The sequence below is a fragment of the Saccharopolyspora halophila genome, from assembly GCF_039531955.1.
Lineage (GTDB): Bacteria > Actinomycetota > Actinomycetes > Mycobacteriales > Pseudonocardiaceae > Saccharopolyspora > Saccharopolyspora halophila.
Map to the genome: position 1 here is coordinate 21,286 of NZ_BAAARA010000023.1, position 18,875 is coordinate 40,160.

Below are 18,875 nucleotides of genomic sequence, written 5' to 3' on the forward strand. Positions count from 1 at the left end.
ATCCGCACCGACCCGGTCCGCTACGGGGCGTCGATGCGCGCGGCCACGCCGTCCAGAATACGCCGAAGGCCGTATTCGAACGAATCGTCCGCATTGCGGTGTCTGCGCCCTCCGAGCTCGCCCAGCACCGCGGCCACCGTCGGGTAGTTCTCCCGGCGCCCGTGCGCGGCGATCAGCTCCATGTCGATCAGCCTGCGGTCGGTGTCGCGCTCGGCCGCCAGGAACGGGGCGACGCCCCGCACGAATCCGTTGAGCAGCACGACCGTGTCGATCATCTCGGCGGAGCTGAGCCCGGTCCCGGACAGTGCGGCGAGCGCGGCCTCCACGTAGGCGACCTCGTTGGGCCCCATCGTCCGCGGCCTGGCGGCCAGCGACAACACCCAGGGATGGCGCTCGAAGACCGCCGCGCAGCTGCGCGCGCAGGCCTCCAGCGCGCCGCGCCAGCCGACGCCCTCGTCGACCTGCGGGGGCGCGCCCATCGCCGCGTCGAGCATCAGAGCGATCAGATCGTCCTTGCTCGGCACGTAGCGGTACAGCGACATGGTGCCCGCGCCGAGTTCGGTCGCCAGCCGCTGCATCGACAGCGCCTCGAGACCTTCGAGGTCGGCCAGCTCGATGCCCTCGGCCACGATCCGGTCGACGCTCAGGCTCGGTTTGGGTCCGCGCGGCGCGCGCGTTCGGTCTCCCCAGAGCAGTTGCGCGGACCGGGATTCCCGATCGGTCATGGCGATCCATCCTCGAGCTCTGCGGCACCGTCCGGCGTTCGTGGCACGGGCGATGCTACGCAAACCGAGCCACCCGAGAACGCCCGCGCCGAGCCCTTCGGAACCGAAATGCCTGCAGCGACCGCTATCCAGGTCGAATGCGGCGGCGTCACCCCCAGCCGACGCCGCCGCATCACCCCGACCCCGGACGCACCCACCCCCACTGCGTGCGCCGTACGCGCATTAGCGTACGCCGCGCACGACGCACCCTCCAAATCGACCACATGGCAACTTCACGCCACAGCACCCCACGAGGGACGTGACAGTTTTGCCTAGAACTGCGCATGATCGATGTCCGTTTTGCCCGGACAGTTTTAGGAGACATTTCAGTTTGGGGTTTGCGTGGCGGTGCCGGGAGCGGAACCTCAGACGCCGCCGGGCTGCGGGATCCGCTCCTTGAGTAGCCACCTACGCGGCGCCGCGGCTGTCCTCGCCCGACGACGTCTGAGAACCCGCGGCGGCGCAGGCTGAGCCCCCACCTGAACCAGCGGCCCCACCGCATTCTGCGAGGACCCCTTAGGCAAAACTGTCACCGGCCGCCCGGGTGGGTGTTGCGGAGGGCACGGGTGTTGCGGAGGGCACGGGGTGGTTTTGTTGACCACGGGGTTCGGGGCGCTTAGCGTTCGCCGGAACCCCTGCTGCGCGCGGGTGCGGTCCTGCGGTACGCGCGAAGCTCGATTTCACCGGAACCCTTTGGAGGACAGCACGTGTCGGAGTCCACCCGGATCAGCTGCACAGTGACCGACGGGGTCGCCGACGTGCGGCTGAACCGCCCCGACAAGCTCAACGCACTGGACCCGGAGATGTTCCGGGCGTTGGTCGATACCGGTCTGCGCCTGAACGATGATCCCGGCGTGCGCGCCGTGGTGCTCTCCGGAGAGGGACGCGGTTTCTGCGCCGGACTGGATTTCGCCGCGATGGCCAAGTTCTCGGAGGGGTCGAACACCCGCGACCTGACCGCCGACCAGCCGATCGGCCCGGCCAAGGCGCGCGGTCAGCAGGCCGCCTACGTCTGGAACCACCTGCGAGTGCCCGTGATCGCCGCGCTGCACGGCGTTTCCTACGGGGGCGGGCTGCAGATCGCGCTCGGCGCGGACATCCGCCTGACCGCCGCCGACGCGCGGATGTCGGTGATGGAGATCAAGTGGGGAATCGTGCCGGACATGACCGGAACTCAGCTCTTGCCCGAGCTCGTGGGCCGCGACGTCGCCAAGGAGCTGACCTTCACCGGCCGCGTGGTCAGCGGCGAGCAGGCCGCACAACTGGGGTTGGCGACCCGGGTCGAGCAGGATCCGCACGCGGCGGCGCTCGCGCTCGCGGCCGAGATCGCGGGCAAGAGCCCCGAGGCGGTCCGCGAGTCCAAGCGGCTGCTGGACATGGCCGGGCGAGTGGACCTGGCGACGGGCTTCGACGCGGAGCAGGACTCGATCGGCCAGCTGTTCGGAACCCCGAACCAGGTCGAGGCCGTCACCGCGAACATGGAAAAGCGCGACCCGGTCTTCACCGACCCCGCCTAGCAACTGTCCGGACCGGCGGCGTCCCCGCGCCCCGCCGCCGGTCAGTGCCCCGCTCCGGGACCGCCACGACGGCCGCGCAGCACCTACCCGAGACCTGCCGCGGCGGCTTCGGCAACGGCCTCGGCCGCCGCGGCCAATACCGGCGAGTCGAGCTTCCACTGCTGCCAGTACAGCGGCACGTCCACTCCCCTGCCCGGATGCACCTCGACCAGCGATCCGTCGGCCAGCAACGGCTCGGCCTGCACGCGCGGGACCATGCCCCAGCCGAGACCACCCGCCGTCGCCCCGACGAAGCCCTCCGAGGAGGGAACGCGATGGCGCACGGCGGCGGACGAACGCCCGCCCCGGGCCACCCGACGGACGAACGCGTCCTGCAGCTGATCCTCGTCGTCGTAGTAGAGCATCGGGCCATCGGTGATCAGGTGCTTGGCGTCCGGGTAGCGCTCGACCAGTCCGGGCGCCGCGCAGGGCAGATAGCGCATGCTCCCGAGAGGGCGGGCCGCACACCCCTGCACCGGCTCGGCCGTGGAGGTCACAGCGGCCATCACCCGCCCCTCGCGCAGCAGCGCGGTCGTCGCGCTCTCGTCGGCGCGATGAAGCTCGAAGCAGACCTGCGCGGGCGCGTTGCTCAGCGCCTCGACGAACCAGGTCGACAGCGAATCCGCGTTGACCGCGATGGCGATCCGGTGCGGTTCGCCCGCACCCGACATGCCCAGCTCGGCGCGCACGTCGTGCTCCATCCGGGTCAGCTGGCGCCCGAAGCGAACCACCACCGCACCGGATTCGGTCAGCCGCACCGGTTTCGTCCGGATCAGCAGCACGCGCCCGGTGCGCTGCTCGAGGGCCTTCACGCGTTGGCTGATCGCGGAGGGCGTCACGTGCAGCGCTTCGGCCGCCGAGTCGAAGGTTCCGGCCTCGGCCACCGCGAGCAGCGTGCGCACCTGGTCCAGCGGCAGGTCTAGGTTCACATCTCCTAATGTTACGTAAGAATCTTTAGCTGTACTTCGCACCGGCCCGTCCCTAGCGTCGAGGGCATGGGAAGCGCACTGCCCGCAGTGGCCGCCGGGTTCGGCACCTGCCTGTCGTTGATCGTGTCCATCGGCGCGCAGAACGCCTTCGTGCTGCGCCAGGGCTTGCAGCGGCACGCCGTACCGCTGGTGGTGGCGATCTGCATCGTCTCCGACGTCGCGCTGATCGCCATCGGCGTCGGCGGCTTCGCGGGCATCGTCAACACCCGGCCCTGGCTGATGACCACCGCCGCCGTCCTCGGTGGCCTGTTCGTCATCGGCTACGGCCTGCTGGCCGCTCGCCGGGCGTTCCGCCCCGCGGCGATGGAGGTCGGGTCGGGAACCACCGGGTCCCGCCGTCGAGCCGCCCTGACCTGCCTCGGCGTCACCTGGCTCAACCCGCAGGCCCACCTGGAGGCGGTCTTCATCATCGGTTCGGTGGCGGCCGGCTACGGGACCCTCCGCTGGGAGTTCGGCGCGGGCGCGCTGGTCGCCAGCTGCCTGTGGTTCGTCTGTCTCGGCTTCGGCGCGAGACTGCTCACCGGTGTTTTCACCCGCCCGATCGCCTGGCGGATCCTCGACGGCACCATCGCGACCATCATGGTCACGATCGGTACATCGCTGCTGGTCAGCGCGTAGGAACGCGATCGCGCCGGAACCGCGCCACGCCACTTCGTTGAAATCGGTCGCACGCGGTGGAAAGGTGCCGTGCGAACGGCAAAGAGGAAGGGCGCGCAGGCATGTCCGAGGTGGAGTACCGCCAGTCCCGATTCACCCCGCCGCCGGGAGCCACCGACATCCTGCTGATCCGGCACGGCGAGTCCGCTCCCGCGGTTCCCGGCGAACCCTTCGACCTGGTCGACGGGCAGGGTGACCCGGATCTGGCACCGGACGGCAGGGAACAGGCCGAGCTGGTCGCCCAGCGGTTGGCCGGGGAGTCGTTCGCGGCCCTCTACACCACGAACCTGCGTCGCACCGCGCAGACCGCCGCCCCGCTGGCGGAAAAGCTGGGGATGGCGCCCCAGGTCGAGAAGGAGCTCCGCGAGGTCCACCTCGGCGAGTTCGAGGGCGGCGTGTTCCGCCGGAAGGTCGCCGAGAACGACCCGGTCATCCAGCGGATGTTCGCCGAGGGCCGCTGGGACGTGATCCCCGGCGCCGAGCCCGCTGAGGCGTTCCACGAGCGCGTCCGGACCGCGCTGGAGCGGCTCGCGCGAGCCCACCCGGACGAGCGGATCGCGGTGTTCACCCACGGCGGCGTGATCGGCCGGATCATCGAGCTGGCCGCGGGCGCGCGGCCGATGTCCTTCCTCGGCGCGGCCAACGGCTCGCTGTCGCAGATCGTGATCAGCGGTGACCGGTGGATCGTGCGCCGGTTCAACGAGACCGCGCACCTCGGCGACGGGCCGCAGCCCGCCGCCCTCAGCTAACGGCTCACCGGCTCGCGCCCGGGCACGCGCCTCCGGGCGGCTACCGAGGCCGCCCGAGCGCGCGCACCGCCGCGGTCGGGTCGCCCTGGTTCAGCAGCGCCATGACGGGGGTCGTCACCCCGTTGTCGACGTAGTGCTGGACGCGTTCGCGGCAGTGCTCCGCCGGGCCGTGCACCACGAGGTCGTCGACCACCGAGTCCGGGATCGCCGCCAGCGCCGCCTTGCGATCACCCGCGTCCCAGGCGTCCCACATCGGGCTCAGCTCGGTGCGTCCCAGCCATTCGTGGAACGCCCGGTAGACCGGCACGTTCATGTAGGCGGCGATGTGCCTGCGCGCGATGCCCCGCGCGGTGTCCGGATCGGTGTCGGGCAGCACGAAGATGCGGGCCACGATCTCCTTGTCCGCACCGCCCTGGTGCACGTGCGGCGCGACGGTGCGCACGTCCTCCGGGGACAGCCAGTTGATGATCGCGCCATCGGCCTCGCGCCCGGCGAGCTTGAGCATGCCCGGGCGCAGCGCGGCGACCAGCACCGGCGGCACCGGGTCGGCGACCAGGCCCGCGGTGAAACCCCTGACCTCGAAGGTGTCGTAGCTTTCGGTCACCTTCTCCCCGGTCAGCGCCTTGCGCAGGAATCGCACCGTGTCGCGGACCTTCTTGAAGGGCTCTTCGAAGGCGATGTCGTTCCAGCGCTCGACGATCACGTTCGAGGAAGTCCCCACGCCGAGCGCGAACCGGCCCGGCGCGGCAGCGCCCATGGCCGCCGCGCTCATCGCCAACGTGGCCGGACCGCGGGTGTAGACCGGCACGATCGCGGTGCCCAGGCGCAGTTCCGGGGCCCAGTTCGCGGCCAGGGCCAGCGGGGTGAACGCGTCCGCGCCGTTGGCCTCCGACGACCACGCGTCGGTGTAGCCCAGATCCGGCAGTTCGGCGACGAGTTCGCGCTGTTCGACCAGGCCGAGCCCGGGCAGCGGAACGGTGATGCCCCAACGTCGATCCACGGATGTTCCTCTCACTTCACCGGGTGTAGCGCGCTTTGAGCTTGCCCTTCACGAGTTTTCCGGTCGGGGTGCGCGGCATGTCGTCGAGGAAGTCGACGCTGCGCGGGGCCTTGTAGTGGGCCAGCCGCTCGCGCGCGTGCTCGATGAGCCGGCGCTCCAGCTCCGCACCCGGCTGCGCGCCTGCTGCGGGTTGCACGACCGCCTTGACCGCCTCGCCCATCTCCTCGTCGGGTACCCCGAACACGGCGACGTCGTCGATCGCGGGGTGCATCGTGAGGGCGTTCTCGATCTCCTGCGGGTAGATGTTCACCCCTCCGGAGATGATCATGAAGGCCTTGCGGTCGGTGAGGAACAGGAACCCGTCCTCGTCGAGGTAGCCGAGATCGCCGGTGGTGGCCCAGTTCGCGTGCTCGGGATGCCGGGCCGAGCGGGTCTTCTCCTCGTCGCCGAGGTACTCGAAGGTGATCTCCTCCTGCTCGAAGTAAACGGTGCCCACCTCACCGGCCGGGAGCTCGGCCCCGTCGTCATCGCAGATGCGCAGCACACCGGAGACCGGACGTCCCACCGAACCGGGCTTTTCCAGCCAGCCGGCCGAGTCGATCAGCGTCATCCCGATGCCCTCGGTGGCCGCGTAGTACTCCAGCAGGATCGGGCCCCACCAATCGATCACGGCGCGCTTGACCTCGACCGGGCAGGGCGCGGCGGCGTGCACGGCCATCCGATGGCTGGACAGGTCGTAGCGGGACCGGACCGCCTCGTCGAGCTTGAGCATCCGCACGAACATCGTCGGCACCCACTGGCTGTGCGTGACGCGGAAGCGCTCGATGGCCCGCAGCGCGCCTTCCGGCTCGAAGTGCTCCATCATCACGACGGTGCCGCCGAAGGCGTGCACTCCGGAGCAGTAGCGCAGCGGCGCGGCGTGATACACCGGCGCGGGCGACAGGTAGACCGTGTCGGCGTCGAAACCGTAGAAACCGTGCAGCAATTCGTGCAGGATGCTGCCGGTCTCGTGCACCTGCCGGTCCGGCAGCGGGGGTTTGATGCCCTTGGGCCTGCCGGTCGTTCCGGAGGAGTACAGCAGGTCGAGCCCGCACGGTTGCACCGCGGGGCGTTCGGCGGAGGCGATGGCGAGCGTTTCCGCGTAGTCCTCGTAGCCGGGCACCGCACCGCCGTAGGCCAGGCGCACCGGCGGTCCGTCGATCAGCTCGGCGACGTCCCCGGCGAGGTCGCCGATCCCGGCCGAGACGATCAGCGCGCCCGCGCCGGAGTCCCCGATGATGTAGGCGATCTCGTCGGACTGCAGGTGGTTGTTGACCGCCGTGACGTACATCCCCGAACGCACGGCGGCCCAGTAGACCTCGAAAGCGCGCGGGTCGTTGTCCGAGAGCAGCGCGACCACGTCGCCCTCGCCCAGCCCGGCGGCGCGCAGCGCGTTGGCCAGCCGCAGCGAGCGATCGTCGAGTTCCCGGTAAGTCGTCACCGCACCCGAGCCGGCCATGATCACGGCAGGCTTGTCCGGGGTGGTGGCTGCGTGCACGCCTGGGTACATCGGTTCCTCCTTGAACCTAGCTCACCGGCGGATCAGCTTGCCAGGCCCTCGACCTTCCCGAAAAGCCTCGCGGCCTGCTCCTCGCTGGGCACCACGAAATCACCGTCGGCCTCGACCAGGATCTTCTCCGGATTCGCGGCCGTGGCGATGCTGGCCCGCGATTGGGTCCAGCGCCCGTCGTGCTCGTCGATGCGACCGACGACCCGCAGCGGCTCGCTCAGCGGGACGGGACGCCGGTAGCGCAGCGCGAGCTTGACCGTCATCCCGGCGGGCGCGCCCGCGGCCGCGTGGGCGTGCCCGAGGATCTGGTCGATCAGCAGAGCGCTGACGCCACCGTGCACGTAGCTGGGCGGGCCCTCGTAGGCGAGCCCGAGGGTGCAGCTGCCGATGGCCTTGCCGTCGCCGTGCTCGACCCGCATCGGCGGGGCCACCGGATTCCCGGGTCCGATCGCCGGGTTGTAGATCCGCAGCCGCCGGGCGCCCTCGTCCACCGTGGCCATCTGTCCGCGCACCCGGTTCGCCGCGCTCAGCGGCTGGACGAGTCCGCGCACCTGCTCGGTGACCTCGCGCAGGGTCTCCGCGTCGACCTCGGTGGACACGGCGGCGTCGGTGAGCTGCCGCAACGCGTCGCCGAGCTCGCGGACCGCCTCCCGTCGCTCCCGGACGTCGGCCGCCGCGGACGAAGCACTTTCAGCCACGCTGCTCTCCTCCGCTCCCATGTTCTTGCCCCCAAGTCTCACCCGCCGACCGCGCCCCGTCCAGACCGACCAGCCGGTTTGCTACCCGCGCGTCACCAGCTGGTTGACAGTTTTGCCTAAAACTGTCGCATGATCATATCCGTTTTGTCCGGACAGTTTTAGGCAAAACTGTCGCCGCTCACGCGTTGGGGTGGATGCAGCGGGGCCCGGGTTCGACGCGTTGCCGAACCCGGACCCCGTTTGCGAATGGTGTTGCCGATCAACCGATCACGTCATGGGGCGATCGGTCGGCTCGATCGGAGCCGGCAGCACGTCCCGTCCGTTCATCAGGTAGCGGTCCACCCCGGCGGCCGCGGAACGCCCCTCGGAGATGGCCCAGACGATCAGCGACTGGCCGCGGCCCATGTCACCGGCGGTGAAAACTCCGTCCACACTGGACATGAAGTTGTCGTCGCGGGCAACGTTGCCCCGAGCGTCGTAGTCGACGCCGAGGTCGTTGAGCAGACCTTCCTGCTGCGGGCCGACGAAGCCCATCGCCAGCAGCACCAGCTGAGCCGGGATGTCCTGCTCGGTGCCCTCGATCGGCTCGAAACCGGAGTCGGTGCGCTGCACCTCGACCAGCCGCAGCGCACGGAGGCGCCCCTGCTCGTCGCCCAGGAACTCCTGGGTGTTCACCGAGAACAGCCGCTCGCCGCCCTCCTCGTGCGCCGAGGAGACCCGGTAGATCATCGGGTAGGTCGGCCAGGGCTGCTCCGACGGGCGCTCGGCGGGCGGCTGGGGCATGATCTCCAGCTGCGTCACCGACTTCGCGCCCTGGCGGTGCGCGGTGCCCACGCAGTCAGCACCGGTGTCACCGCCGCCGATGACCACGACGTCCTTGCCCTCGGCGTGGATCGGAGCGCGCTCGAAGTCGCCCTCCTGCACCTGGTTCGCCAGCGGCAGGTACTCCATGGCCTGGTGGATGCCGTCGAGCTCGCGCCCCGGTGCGGGCAGGTCGCGAGCCTTGGTCGCCCCGCCCGAGAGCACGACCGCGTCGTAGTCGGCGCGCAACTGCTCGACGGTGACGTCCACCCCGACGTTGACCCCGGCCCGGAACTCGGTGCCCTCGGCGCGCATCTGCCCGAGCCGCCGGTCCAGCCGGCTCTTCTCCATCTTGAACTCGGGAATGCCGTAGCGCAGCAGGCCGCCGATGCGGTCGGCCCGCTCGTAGACGACCACGCTGTGCCCCACTCGGGTCAGCTGCTGCGCGGCGGCCAGCCCGGCCGGGCCGGAGCCGACCACCGCGACCTTCTTGCCGGTGCGGGTGCGCGGCAGCTGCGGCTTGACGAAGCCCTCGTCCCACGCCTTGTCGATGATGGAGATCTCGACCTGCTTGATGCTCACCGGGTCGTCGTTGATGCCGACGACGCAGGCCGTCTCGCAGGGCGCCGGGCACAACGTCCCGGTGAATTCCGGGAAGTTGTTGGTCGCGTGCAGCCGCTCGATCGCGGACTCCCAGTCTTCCTTCCACACCAGGTCGTTCCACTCGGGAATGAGGTTCCCGAGCGGGCAACCCTGGTGGCAGAACGGAATTCCGCAGTCCATGCAGCGGCCGGCCTGCTTGGTCAGCCGCGGCTGCTCGAACTCCAGGTAGACCTCGCGCCAGTCCTTGATGCGCACGTCCACCGGGCGACGCTGCGGAGTCTCCCGCGGCGTCGTCATGAATCCCTTGGGATCAGCCATGAGCCGCCTCCATGATCGCCTCGTTGACGTCGCGCCCGTCGCGTTCGGCGGCGCTCTGGGCCTGCAGCACCCGCTTGAAGTCCCTCGGCATGACCTTGCCGAAGCGCTCCACAGCGGTGTCCCAGTCGGCCAGCAGCTCGCGCGCGACCGCCGACTCGGTCTGCTCGTAGTGCCTGCGCACCCGGTCGTGCAGGAACTCGCGGTCGGAGTCGTCCAGCGGATCCAGGTCGACCATCTCCGGGTTGACCCGGTTCTCGTCCATGTCGAGCAGGTACGCGATACCGCCGGACATCCCGGCGGCGAAGTTGCGCCCGGTCGAGCCGAGGATGACCGCACGACCACCGGTCATGTACTCGCAACCGTGGTCGCCGACGCCCTCGACGACCGCGACCGCACCGGAGTTGCGCACGCAGAACCGCTCACCGACCACGCCCCGCAGGAACAGCTCGCCGCCGGTGGCGCCGTAACCGATCACGTTGCCCGCGATGATGTTCTGCTCGGCGGCGAAGTTCGCCTTGGCGTCCGGGCGCACGATGATCCGCCCGCCGGAGAGGCCCTTGCCGACGTAGTCGTTGCCATCGCCCAGCAACCGCAGCGTGATGCCCGAGGGGACGAACGCGCCGAAGGACTGACCGGCCGAGCCGGTGAAGGTCACGTCGATCGTGTCGTCGGGCAGCCCCTCGCCGCCCCAGCGCCGGGTCAGCTCGGAACCGAGCATGGTTCCCACGGTCCGGTTGACGTTGCGCACCGGGAGGTCCAGCCGCACCGGCGTGCCCTCCTTGAGCGCACCCTCGGCCAGCTGGATGAGCGTGTTGTCCAGCGCCTTCTCCAGACCGTGGTCCTGCTCGGTGGTCTGGTGCCGGGAGGCCTCCTTGGGCAGCTCGGGCACGTGGGTCAGCGGCTTGAGATCCAGCCCCTGGGTCTTCCAGTGCCGCACCGCCTCCGAGGTGTCGAGCAGGTCCGCCTGCCCGATGGCCTCGTCGAGCGACCGGAAACCAAGCTCGGCCAGGTACTCCCGCACCTCCTGCGCGACGAACTCGAAGAAGTTCACCACGTAGTCGGCCTTGCCGCTGAACTTCTCGCGCAGCGCGGGGTTCTGCGTGGCCACGCCGACCGGGCAGGTGTCCAGGTGGCAGACCCGCATCATGATGCAGCCCGAGACCACCAGCGGAGCGGTGGCGAAACCGAACTCCTCGGCACCCAGCAGCGCCGCGATGACCACGTCACGACCGGTCTTGAGCTGACCGTCGGTCTGCACCACGATCCGGTCGCGCAGGTTGTTGGCCAGCAGCGTCTGCTGCGTCTCGGCCAGGCCGAGCTCCCAGGGCCCACCTGCGTGCTTGATCGACGACAGCGGCGAGGCGCCGGTGCCGCCGTCGTGCCCGGAGATGAGCACCACGTCGGCGTGCGCCTTGGACACGCCCGCGGCGACGGTGCCGACACCGACCTCGCTGACCAGCTTGACGTGGACGCGCGCCTTGGGGTTGGCGTTCTTCAGATCGTGGATCAGCTGCGCCAGGTCCTCGATCGAGTAGATGTCGTGGTGCGGCGGCGGCGAGATCAGCCCCACGCCCGGCGTGGAGTGCCGGGTCTTGCCGATCCACGGGTACACCTTGCCGCCGGGCAGCTGACCGCCCTCGCCGGGCTTGGCGCCCTGCGCCATCTTGATCTGGATGTCATCGGAGTTGACCAGGTACTCGCTGGTCACGCCGAACCGCCCGGAAGCGACCTGCTTGATCGCCGAGCGCCGCGAGTCGCCGTTGTCGTCCGGGGTGAACCGGTCGGCGTCCTCGCCGCCCTCACCGGTGTTGGACTTGCCGCCCAACCGGTTCATCGCGATCGCCAGCGTCTCGTGCATCTCCTGCGAGATGGACCCGTAGGAGATCGCGCCGGTGGCGAAGCGCTTGACGATCGACGAGACCGACTCGACCTCTTCGACCGGGACCGGCTTGCGCACGCCCTCACGGAACTTGAACAGCCCGCGCAGCGTCATCAGGTCGCGCGACTGGTCGTCGACGGCCTTGGTGTAGTCCTTGAACACCTCGTAGCGCCCGGAGCGCGTGGAGTGCTGGAGCTTGAACACCGTCTTCGGGTTGAACAGGTGCGGCTCGCCCTCGCGCCGCCACTGGTACTCGCCGCCGACGTCGAGGGTGCGGTGCGGGGCGTGCACGTCGTCGACCGGGTAGGCGCGGCGGTGCCGCTCGGCGACCTCCTGGGCAAGCACGTCGAAGCCGACGCCGCCGAGCCGGGAGGTGGTGCCGGCGAAGCACTGCTCGACGACCTCGTCGCCAAGCCCGATCGCCTCGAAGATCTGCGCACCGGTGTAGGACGCCACGGTCGACACGCCCATCTTGGACATGGTCTTGCGGACGCCCTTGCCCAACGCCTTGATCAGATTCGCGGTGGCCTGCTCCGGGGTCACGTCGGTGAGCACACCGGTCGAGACCAGGTCCTCCACGGTCGCCATCGCGACGTAGGGGTTGACCGCCGCGGCGCCGTAGCCGATGAGCAGCGCGACGTGGTGCACCTCGCGCACGTCGCCGGCTTCGACGATCAGACCGACCTTTGTGCGCTGCTTCTCGCGCACCAGGTGGTGGTGCACCGCGCCGGTGACCAGCAGCGACGGGATCGGCGCCTGCTGCTTGTCGGCGTTGCGGTCGGAGAGCACGAGCACGTGCGCCCCGTCGGCCACCGCTGCCGAGACCTCCTCGCAGATGTGGTCGAGCCGCGCGCGAAGCGCCTCTCCCCCGCCGGCGATGCGGAAGGTCGCGTCGATGACGGCGGGCTTGAGGTCCGGACGCTCGCCGTCGTCGTTGATGTGCACGATCTTGGCGAGCTGGTCGTTGTCCAGCACCGGGAACGGCAGCACCAGCTGATGGCACGCCTCGGGGGCGTGACCCAGCAGGTTGTGCTCCGGTCCGACGTGCGTGCTCAGCGAGGTCACCAGCTCTTCCCGGATCGCGTCCAGCGGCGGGTTGGTGACCTGGGCGAACAACTGGGTGAAGTAGTCGAACAGCTGGCGGGGCCGGTCCGAGAACGCGGCGAAGGGCACGTCGTTGCCCATCGAGCCGATCGGCTCGGCACCCGCGCTGGCCATCGGCTTGAGCAGCACGCCCAGTTCTTCCTGGGTGTAGCCGAAGACCTGCTGACGGTGCACCAGCGAGTCGTGCGAGGGCAGCTCGCGCTCGCGCTCGGGCAGGTCGTCGAGCTTGACCAGCCCCTCGTCGAGCCACTCCTGGTACGGGTACTCGGCGGCGAGCTCGCCCTTGATCTCGTCGTCGTCGACGATCCGACCGGCCTCGGTGTCGACCAGGAACATCCGGCCCGGCTGCAGCCGGCCCTTGCGCACGACCTTCTCCTGCTCGATGTCGAGCACGCCGACCTCGCTGGCCACCACGACCAGGCCGTCCTCGGTCACCCAGTAGCGGCCGGGCCGCAGGCCGTTGCGGTCCAGGACCGCGCCGATCTGGGTGCCGTCGGTGAACGCCACCTGCGCGGGGCCGTCCCACGGTTCCATCAGGTAGTTGTGGAACTCGTAGAAGGCGCGCCGCGCGGCGTCCATCTCGGCGTGGTTCTCCCACGCCTCCGGGATCATCATCAGCACCGCGTGCGGCAACGACCGGCCACCGAGGTGCAGCAGCTCCAGGACCTCGTCGAAGGTCGCCGAGTCGCTGCCGTCCGGCGTCGCGATCGGGTACAGGCGCTGCAGGTCGCCCGGGATGAGATCGGTGTCGAGCATGCTCTCGCGGGTCCGCATCCAGTTGCGGTTGCCCTTGAGCGTGTTGATCTCACCATTGTGCGCGATGAACCGGTACGGGTGCGCCAGCGGCCAGGACGGGAAGGTGTTGGTGGAGAACCGGGAGTGCACCAGACCGATCGCGCTGGCGAACCGCTCGTCACCCAGGTCCGGGAAGAACGCGGGCAGCTGCGCTTCGGTGAGCATGCCCTTGTAGACGATGGTGCGCGCGGAAAGGCTCGGGAAGTACACGTCGGCCTCGTGCTCGGCGCGCTTGCGCACGCAGAACGCGCGCCGCTCGAACGCCAGCGCCGACTCGGCCTGCCCCTCGTCGGCCGCACCGATGAACAGCTGCCGGAAGCTCGGCATGACCTCGCGAGCCGAGGTGCCCGCGCAGTCCGCCGCGACCGGGACCTCGCGCCAGCCCAGCAGGCGCAGCCCTTCCTCGGCCACGATCCGCTCGATCCGCGCGACGGCCTGCTCGGCCTCGTCAGCTTCCTCCGGGAGGAAAGCGATGCCGGCCGCGTAAGCCCCCTTCTCGGGCAGCTCGAAGGGGACGACGGCGCGGAAGAACGCATCCGGGATCTGGGTGAGCAGCCCGACGCCGTCACCGGTGTCCGGGTCGGCGCCCTTGGCACCGCGATGTTCCAGGTTGCGCAGCGCAGTCAGTGCTTTCTCAACCAGGTCATGGCTTTGCCGACCGCGCAGGTCGGCAACGAACGCGACACCGCAGGCGTCGTGCTCGGCGGCCGGGTCGTAGAGACCGTCGGCCTGGGCGCTACGCTGCGCCACGCTTCTCACATGGTGGGAACGAGTCATCGGACCTCCCGTCGACAGGCCACACCCGCAGCAGGGCAGGCATCACCCGCTGCGGAACATTGAGACCTTTGGGGGCACTGATCAGAAGGGTGCGTCGTTGCACGCCAAGTCAGTTTGAGGCACTCTACAGATCGCTCAGCTGGAAAGCTACCGGCAGGTAACACGAAGTTAAGCGAACGTGACCACTCTCAGCCAGTGAGACGTCGTTGTCACGACGGCTGCGAGTCCGAGGATTGTGCACCACGGATCCGTCCATACGCGACGGTTCGGTCGAAGCAGTGGCGTTGTTCACGATCTTCTTGCGCAGCAGGAAACCACCGAGCAACACCAGTGACATCACTGAACAAAGCCCTCGGACCCGGTTCAACGACCGATTCCCGCAGTTGTTTCGTACCCCGCCAAGCGCCGAACGACAATCACCCGAATGCCGGGACCCGTTCGCGACGGGAATTCAGCCAGGTGGTCAGCCACCCACGCCCGCGGGCTCGCGCATCGGCTCCGGTGCGGTTTCGACCACAGGTTTGCGCAGGCAGTACAGCCCGAGCAGCCCCACGAGGAGACCGCCCCACAGCAGGTACGGATTGCCGATGAGGTGCTGGGCCTTGGTCCACGGCGGGCCGTTGGGCACCCAGCCGAACGAGGCGACCATGACGGTGATCAACGTCGTGGCCGCGGTCAGCAGCCAGCCGATGCTGCGCAAGCGGATCGCGTAACCCACCAGCACCAGCAGACCCGGCACGCACCACACCCAATGGTCCGACCACGATGTGGGAGAGATCAGCAGTGACAGCAGTCCGTTGGCCACCACGCCCAGGGCGGGCTCGACCCGGTGGATCGCCAGCGCGACCACGGCGGTCAGGCAGAGGGCCAGCACGAACCAGACGCCGTACTTCAGCTCAGGTGACGCCCCCAGCCTGGTCAGCTCACCCAGGATCGCCTGGTTGGTGTGGAAGCCCGAGCCGCTCACGCCGTGCGCGGGCCCCTGGTTGATCCAGTAGTCCATCGCCGCCTGGTAGTTCAGCGCGAACCCGGCCAGCGTGCCTGCGATGGCCGTCACGACGGCCACGCCCACCGCGCGGAAGTCCTTCCGGAACAGCAGGAACAGCAGGAAAGCGGCCGGCGTGAGCTTGATCGCAGCCGCGATGCCGATGAGCAGGCCGCGCGGCCAGCGCGGCGAGCGGGCCAGGCAGTCGGTGATGACCAGACCCATCAGCAGGATGTTGACCTGCCCGAGCCCGAAGGAGGAGAACACCGGCTCGAGGAACAGCGTGAACGGCAGCACGGCCATCGCCACGGCCACCGCCCCGCGCTTGCCGACCCCGGACCAGAGATGCCGGGTGACCAGGTACAGCGCGCCGCCCATGGCCGCGAAGTCGACCAGGTACAGGGCGACCAGGCCAACGGTGAACGGCAGCAGCGCGAACGGGAGCAGCGGAAGCAGCGCGAACGGCGGGTACACCCACGGCAGCGGACGTCCGATGCTGACCGTCGGCGCGTAGTTCATGATGTCGCCACCGGCCAGCCAGGTGTGCACCGCCCAGCGGTAGACCTGGTAATCGATCGCCCAGCTCGGATCCAGTCCCGCGCGGTGCAGCAGCACCAGCAGCGCGAACGACGCCAGCAGCAGCGGCACGGAGATGAGCGTGATGGCGCGCGCGTTGACGAACACGAAATCGCGCAACCGGGCGGTCAGCTCGCCGGTGCGCAACGCTTGGACGGCTCCGGTCCGTTCCGTGACCACCCGCGGGTCCTCTCGATCAGGCGACCGGCCGCCAACACGTGACCCATCGGATCACGCCGAGTCCGCCGAGTCGCGGAATCCCCAAAAACCGGCAAACCCTAACGCACCCAGCCTCGGCCCGATCACACGACTCGCCCGAATTCCTGTGGACAGGGACGACTATCGGCCGATGCGAAGCGCGCGGGTCACGCGGGCGGGTCGAGCGGCCCCAGCACCTTGGCCAACAGGTCCGCGAGCTGCGCGCGCTCGGCATCGCTGAGCGGCGCCAGCAGCTCGCGCTCCCACTCGATCTGCGCGGGAAGGACCCGGTCGATCACCTCGCGGCCGCGTTCGGTCAACCGCACGTCGATCTCGCGCCGGTCGCGGCCCGACGCGCTGCGGCTGATCAACCCCTCCTCGGCGAGCTTCGCCAGCCGCTTGCTGGTCGCCGCGCCCGAGGAGAGCGTCTCGCGGGTCAGCAGGCTGGGCCGCATCTGGCCGCCGCTCCGGCGCAGCGCGCTGAGCACCTCCAGCTCCACGCGCGACAGCCGCGGCTCGCCGAGCACCCGCTCGGGCATCTGCCCGGAGAGCACGCCGAGGCGGCGCACGCGACCGATCACTTCGATCGGCGAGAGGTCCATGTCCGGATACCGCTCGCGCCACTGCGCGCTGATCCGTCCTACGACGTCCAACCTGACTCCTTCACGAGTAAAGCACCTGGTAATATTTTACTAGTGAATGATTTCGGAGGCTCCGTCGGCACCACGCTCCGCCACCGGATCACCACGACCCTGCGAACCCGCGACGCGCTGCGCATCAACTCGATGTTCGGCGGCGTGCTGGTGCCGGCCCTGCGGATCGGCCTGTCTTACCTGGTGCCGATCGCGGCGCTGGTGGCGACCGGGCAGCTGCGGCTGGCACCGTTCGCCGCGCTGGGCGCGTTCACCTCGCTGTATTGCCGGGTCGATCCGTACCCGCGACGCGCGCGACTGCTGCTGGTGGTCGCGGTGGGCCTGACGGCGAGCGTGGCCGCGGGCGCGCTCACCGCGGCCGCGGGCGCGGGCGGTCTCCTCAAGGTGATCACGCTGACCGTCGTGGCGACGGCCGCCAAGCTGCTCTCCGACGTGCTCGCGCTGGGCCCGCCCGGGGGCCTCATGTTCGTCTTCGCCGCCGGAGCGGCGGCCTACTCACCGCAGACCTGGTCCGGCCTGGCGCAGGTCGTGGCGATCACGGCCGCCTCGGCGGGCGTGTCCTACCTGTTCAGCATGACCGGTGCCGCGCTGCACCCGACCGGTCCGCACCGCCTGGCCACCGCGCGAGCGATGCTCGCGACGGCCGACCAGTTGGAATCACCCGGAAGCGAGCGCAGGCACCGCGCGCACGCCGCGCTGCACCAGGCGCTGTCCGAACTGCGCGGCCGGGGCGACCGGACCAGCAACGCCCTGCGCGGCCACCTCGCGCACGCCGTGCACCTGCTGCACCAGGCCGCGGCCGCGCCCACCGCGATGGACCGGTCGAGGGCGGGCGCGAACCTGCGCGCCACCGGCAAGCGGCTCCGGCGCGGACGCGTGCCCGCACCCGCGCACGCCTCGCCAGCCCCGCAGCCGGTTCCCCGGCGTCGTCGCGGAGCGCGCGCCGCCATGGCGCCCTACCGCAGCAACGCGGCCCGGATGGCGGTGGCCTCGCTGGTCACCGGCCTGATCGTGTCGACCTTCCAGCTCGAGCACGCCTACTGGGCGGTGGTCTCGGTCAGCTCGGTGCTGCAGTCGCAGAACACGACGACCACCTGGCACCGGGCGCTGCAGCGCTGCGCCGGCACCTCGGCCGGAGCGCTGCTGGCCCTGCTGATCTTCACCACCGACCCGTCGCCGATGACGCTGCTCGTGGTGATCGTGCTCTGCCAGGTCGGCGCCGAACTGGTGGTGATGTCCAACTACGGGCTCGGGCTGACCTTCGCCACTCCCCTGGCGCTGTGCCTGGCGGCGCTGAGCCACCCCGATCACCTCGGCCTGATCGCCGAGCGCGTCACCATGACGCTTTTCGGCGCGGCGCTCGGCGTAGCGGTCTGCGCGGTCCTGCTCAACCGCCGTTCCGCGCAGCACCTCCGGGAAGCGCTGCACACCTGCGAGCGCGCCACCGAGGAGTTGCGGCGCAGGCCCGGCGACCCCGAGGCGCGCACCGGCCTGCTGGCGGCGGTCTTCGCGCTTCGCGACGCGCACCAGGTCGCCGCGGGCGAACTCCGCACCCACCCGGGACCGCAGCAGGTCCTGGACACCGAGCACCGCGCCTACCAGGCCCTCGCCGACACGGCCCCGACGCGATCGGTCACCAGCTGATCCGCACCGCAGCGGTCACGGTTCGAGCGGGTAGAGCTCGGGGAGGTTCACCACGACCGCCTCCTGCGTGCTGCGGGCGATGACGACCACCGCGGGCTCGGCCGGGTCCGGGTTCTCCTCGCGATGCGGGACGTGCGGCGGGACGAAGACGTAGTCGCCGGGTTCGGCGCTGATCCGCACCTCGTCGGTGCCGTCGTGGAAGACGAACGCCGGGTGCCCGCTGACCACGTGGATGGCCGTCTCCGAGTCTCCGTGGTGGTGGTTGCCCGAGGCCGTGCCGGGAGCGACGTGCGTCTCGCCCATCCAGATCGCGTCCGAGCCCACCAGCTCGCCGCTGATGGCCGCGAGCCGCCGCATGCCATCGGTCTGGGCGGTGCCGCTGTCCAGGTCTTGCCCGCGCACGTGCTGCACGCGGGTGCGCAGCGATCTGCGCCGCTCGTCGGAAGTCCCGCTCGACAGGTCCGGGTGGAACGCGTCCTGCTGCGTCATGGAGCTCTCCTCACTCGCCGTCGACACCGAGGTAATCGCAGCCGAGCGGTACGGCACAACCGGGTCCGTGCCCGCGGCGCTAGGCTGTCCG

At 70.0% G+C, this 18,875-nt stretch carries 14 protein-coding genes; 4 read left to right on the plus strand and 10 right to left on the minus strand.

Features of this window, described 5'->3' with window-relative positions:
* Positions 1–20 precede the first annotated feature (20 nt).
* A complete protein-coding gene (locus ABD289_RS23140; RefSeq protein ID WP_344136941.1) occupies positions 21–725 on the minus strand; it encodes a TetR/AcrR family transcriptional regulator in 705 nt (234 codons plus the stop codon).
* A gap of 746 nt (positions 726–1,471) precedes the next feature.
* On the opposite strand from ABD289_RS23140, the gene ABD289_RS23145 reads away from it, so the two are divergent.
* Positions 1,472–2,281 carry a crotonase/enoyl-CoA hydratase family protein gene (locus tag ABD289_RS23145; RefSeq protein WP_344136944.1) on the plus strand — a complete coding sequence of 270 codons (810 nt, stop codon included), beginning with the start codon at positions 1,472–1,474 and terminating at the stop codon, positions 2,279–2,281.
* 83 nt (positions 2,282–2,364) lie between these two features.
* Here the strand turns inward: ABD289_RS23145 and ABD289_RS23150 are convergent, their stop codons facing one another.
* On the minus strand, positions 2,365–3,249 hold the full coding sequence (locus tag ABD289_RS23150; RefSeq protein ID WP_344136947.1) for a LysR family transcriptional regulator ArgP: 885 nt from the start codon (positions 3,247–3,249) through the stop codon (positions 2,365–2,367).
* A gap of 66 nt (positions 3,250–3,315) precedes the next feature.
* On the opposite strand from ABD289_RS23150, the gene ABD289_RS23155 reads away from it, so the two are divergent.
* Positions 3,316–3,927 (plus strand): LysE/ArgO family amino acid transporter, encoded by a 612-nt coding sequence (locus ABD289_RS23155; protein WP_344136950.1) that lies wholly within the window; start codon positions 3,316–3,318, stop codon positions 3,925–3,927.
* A gap of 101 nt (positions 3,928–4,028) precedes the next feature.
* On the plus strand, positions 4,029–4,715 hold the full coding sequence (locus ABD289_RS23160) for a histidine phosphatase family protein (RefSeq protein ID WP_344136953.1): 687 nt from the start codon (positions 4,029–4,031) through the stop codon (positions 4,713–4,715).
* 40 nt (positions 4,716–4,755) lie between these two features.
* On the opposite strand, the gene ABD289_RS23165 is transcribed toward ABD289_RS23160, so the two are convergent.
* The 7 genes from ABD289_RS23165 to ABD289_RS23195 all read right to left on the minus strand — a co-directional run bounded on the left by ABD289_RS23165 (position 4,756) and on the right by ABD289_RS23195 (position 16,651).
* Positions 4,756–5,715 (minus strand): LLM class F420-dependent oxidoreductase, encoded by a 960-nt coding sequence (locus tag ABD289_RS23165; protein ID WP_344136956.1) that lies wholly within the window; start codon positions 5,713–5,715, stop codon positions 4,756–4,758.
* Positions 5,716–5,731: 16 nt separating this feature from the next.
* The gene (locus tag ABD289_RS23170; protein WP_344136959.1) at positions 5,732–7,264 is read right to left on the minus strand and encodes an acyl-CoA synthetase; all 1,533 of its coding nucleotides are present in this window, start codon (positions 7,262–7,264) and stop codon (positions 5,732–5,734) included.
* Positions 7,265–7,296: 32 nt separating this feature from the next.
* Positions 7,297–7,962 carry a hotdog domain-containing protein gene (locus ABD289_RS23175; RefSeq protein WP_344136962.1) on the minus strand — a complete coding sequence of 222 codons (666 nt, stop codon included), beginning with the start codon at positions 7,960–7,962 and terminating at the stop codon, positions 7,297–7,299.
* A gap of 267 nt (positions 7,963–8,229) precedes the next feature.
* Complete coding sequence (locus tag ABD289_RS23180) at positions 8,230–9,684, minus strand: glutamate synthase subunit beta (RefSeq protein WP_344136965.1); 1,455 nt, start codon at positions 9,682–9,684, stop codon at positions 8,230–8,232.
* Positions 9,677–14,239: a glutamate synthase large subunit gene (gene gltB / locus ABD289_RS23185; protein ID WP_344136968.1), complete on the minus strand. Its 4,563-nt coding sequence runs from the start codon at positions 14,237–14,239 to the stop codon at positions 9,677–9,679. The genes ABD289_RS23180 and gltB overlap by 8 nt, the downstream gene beginning before the upstream one ends.
* Before the next feature lie 463 nt (positions 14,240–14,702).
* The gene (locus ABD289_RS23190; RefSeq protein ID WP_344136971.1) at positions 14,703–15,980 is read right to left on the minus strand and encodes a glycosyltransferase family 87 protein; all 1,278 of its coding nucleotides are present in this window, start codon (positions 15,978–15,980) and stop codon (positions 14,703–14,705) included.
* Between the two features lie 185 nt (positions 15,981–16,165).
* On the minus strand, positions 16,166–16,651 hold the full coding sequence (locus ABD289_RS23195) for a MarR family winged helix-turn-helix transcriptional regulator (protein WP_344136974.1): 486 nt from the start codon (positions 16,649–16,651) through the stop codon (positions 16,166–16,168).
* Between the two features lie 42 nt (positions 16,652–16,693).
* On the opposite strand from ABD289_RS23195, the gene ABD289_RS23200 reads away from it, so the two are divergent.
* Entirely contained in the window at positions 16,694–18,295 is a 1,602-nt protein-coding gene (locus ABD289_RS23200; protein WP_344136977.1) for an FUSC family protein, read from the plus strand.
* A 15-nt stretch (positions 18,296–18,310) separates the two neighbouring features.
* On the opposite strand, the gene ABD289_RS23205 is transcribed toward ABD289_RS23200, so the two are convergent.
* Positions 18,311–18,784: a cupin domain-containing protein gene (locus ABD289_RS23205; RefSeq protein WP_344136980.1), complete on the minus strand. Its 474-nt coding sequence runs from the start codon at positions 18,782–18,784 to the stop codon at positions 18,311–18,313.
* Between the last annotated feature and the right edge of the window lie 91 nt (positions 18,785–18,875).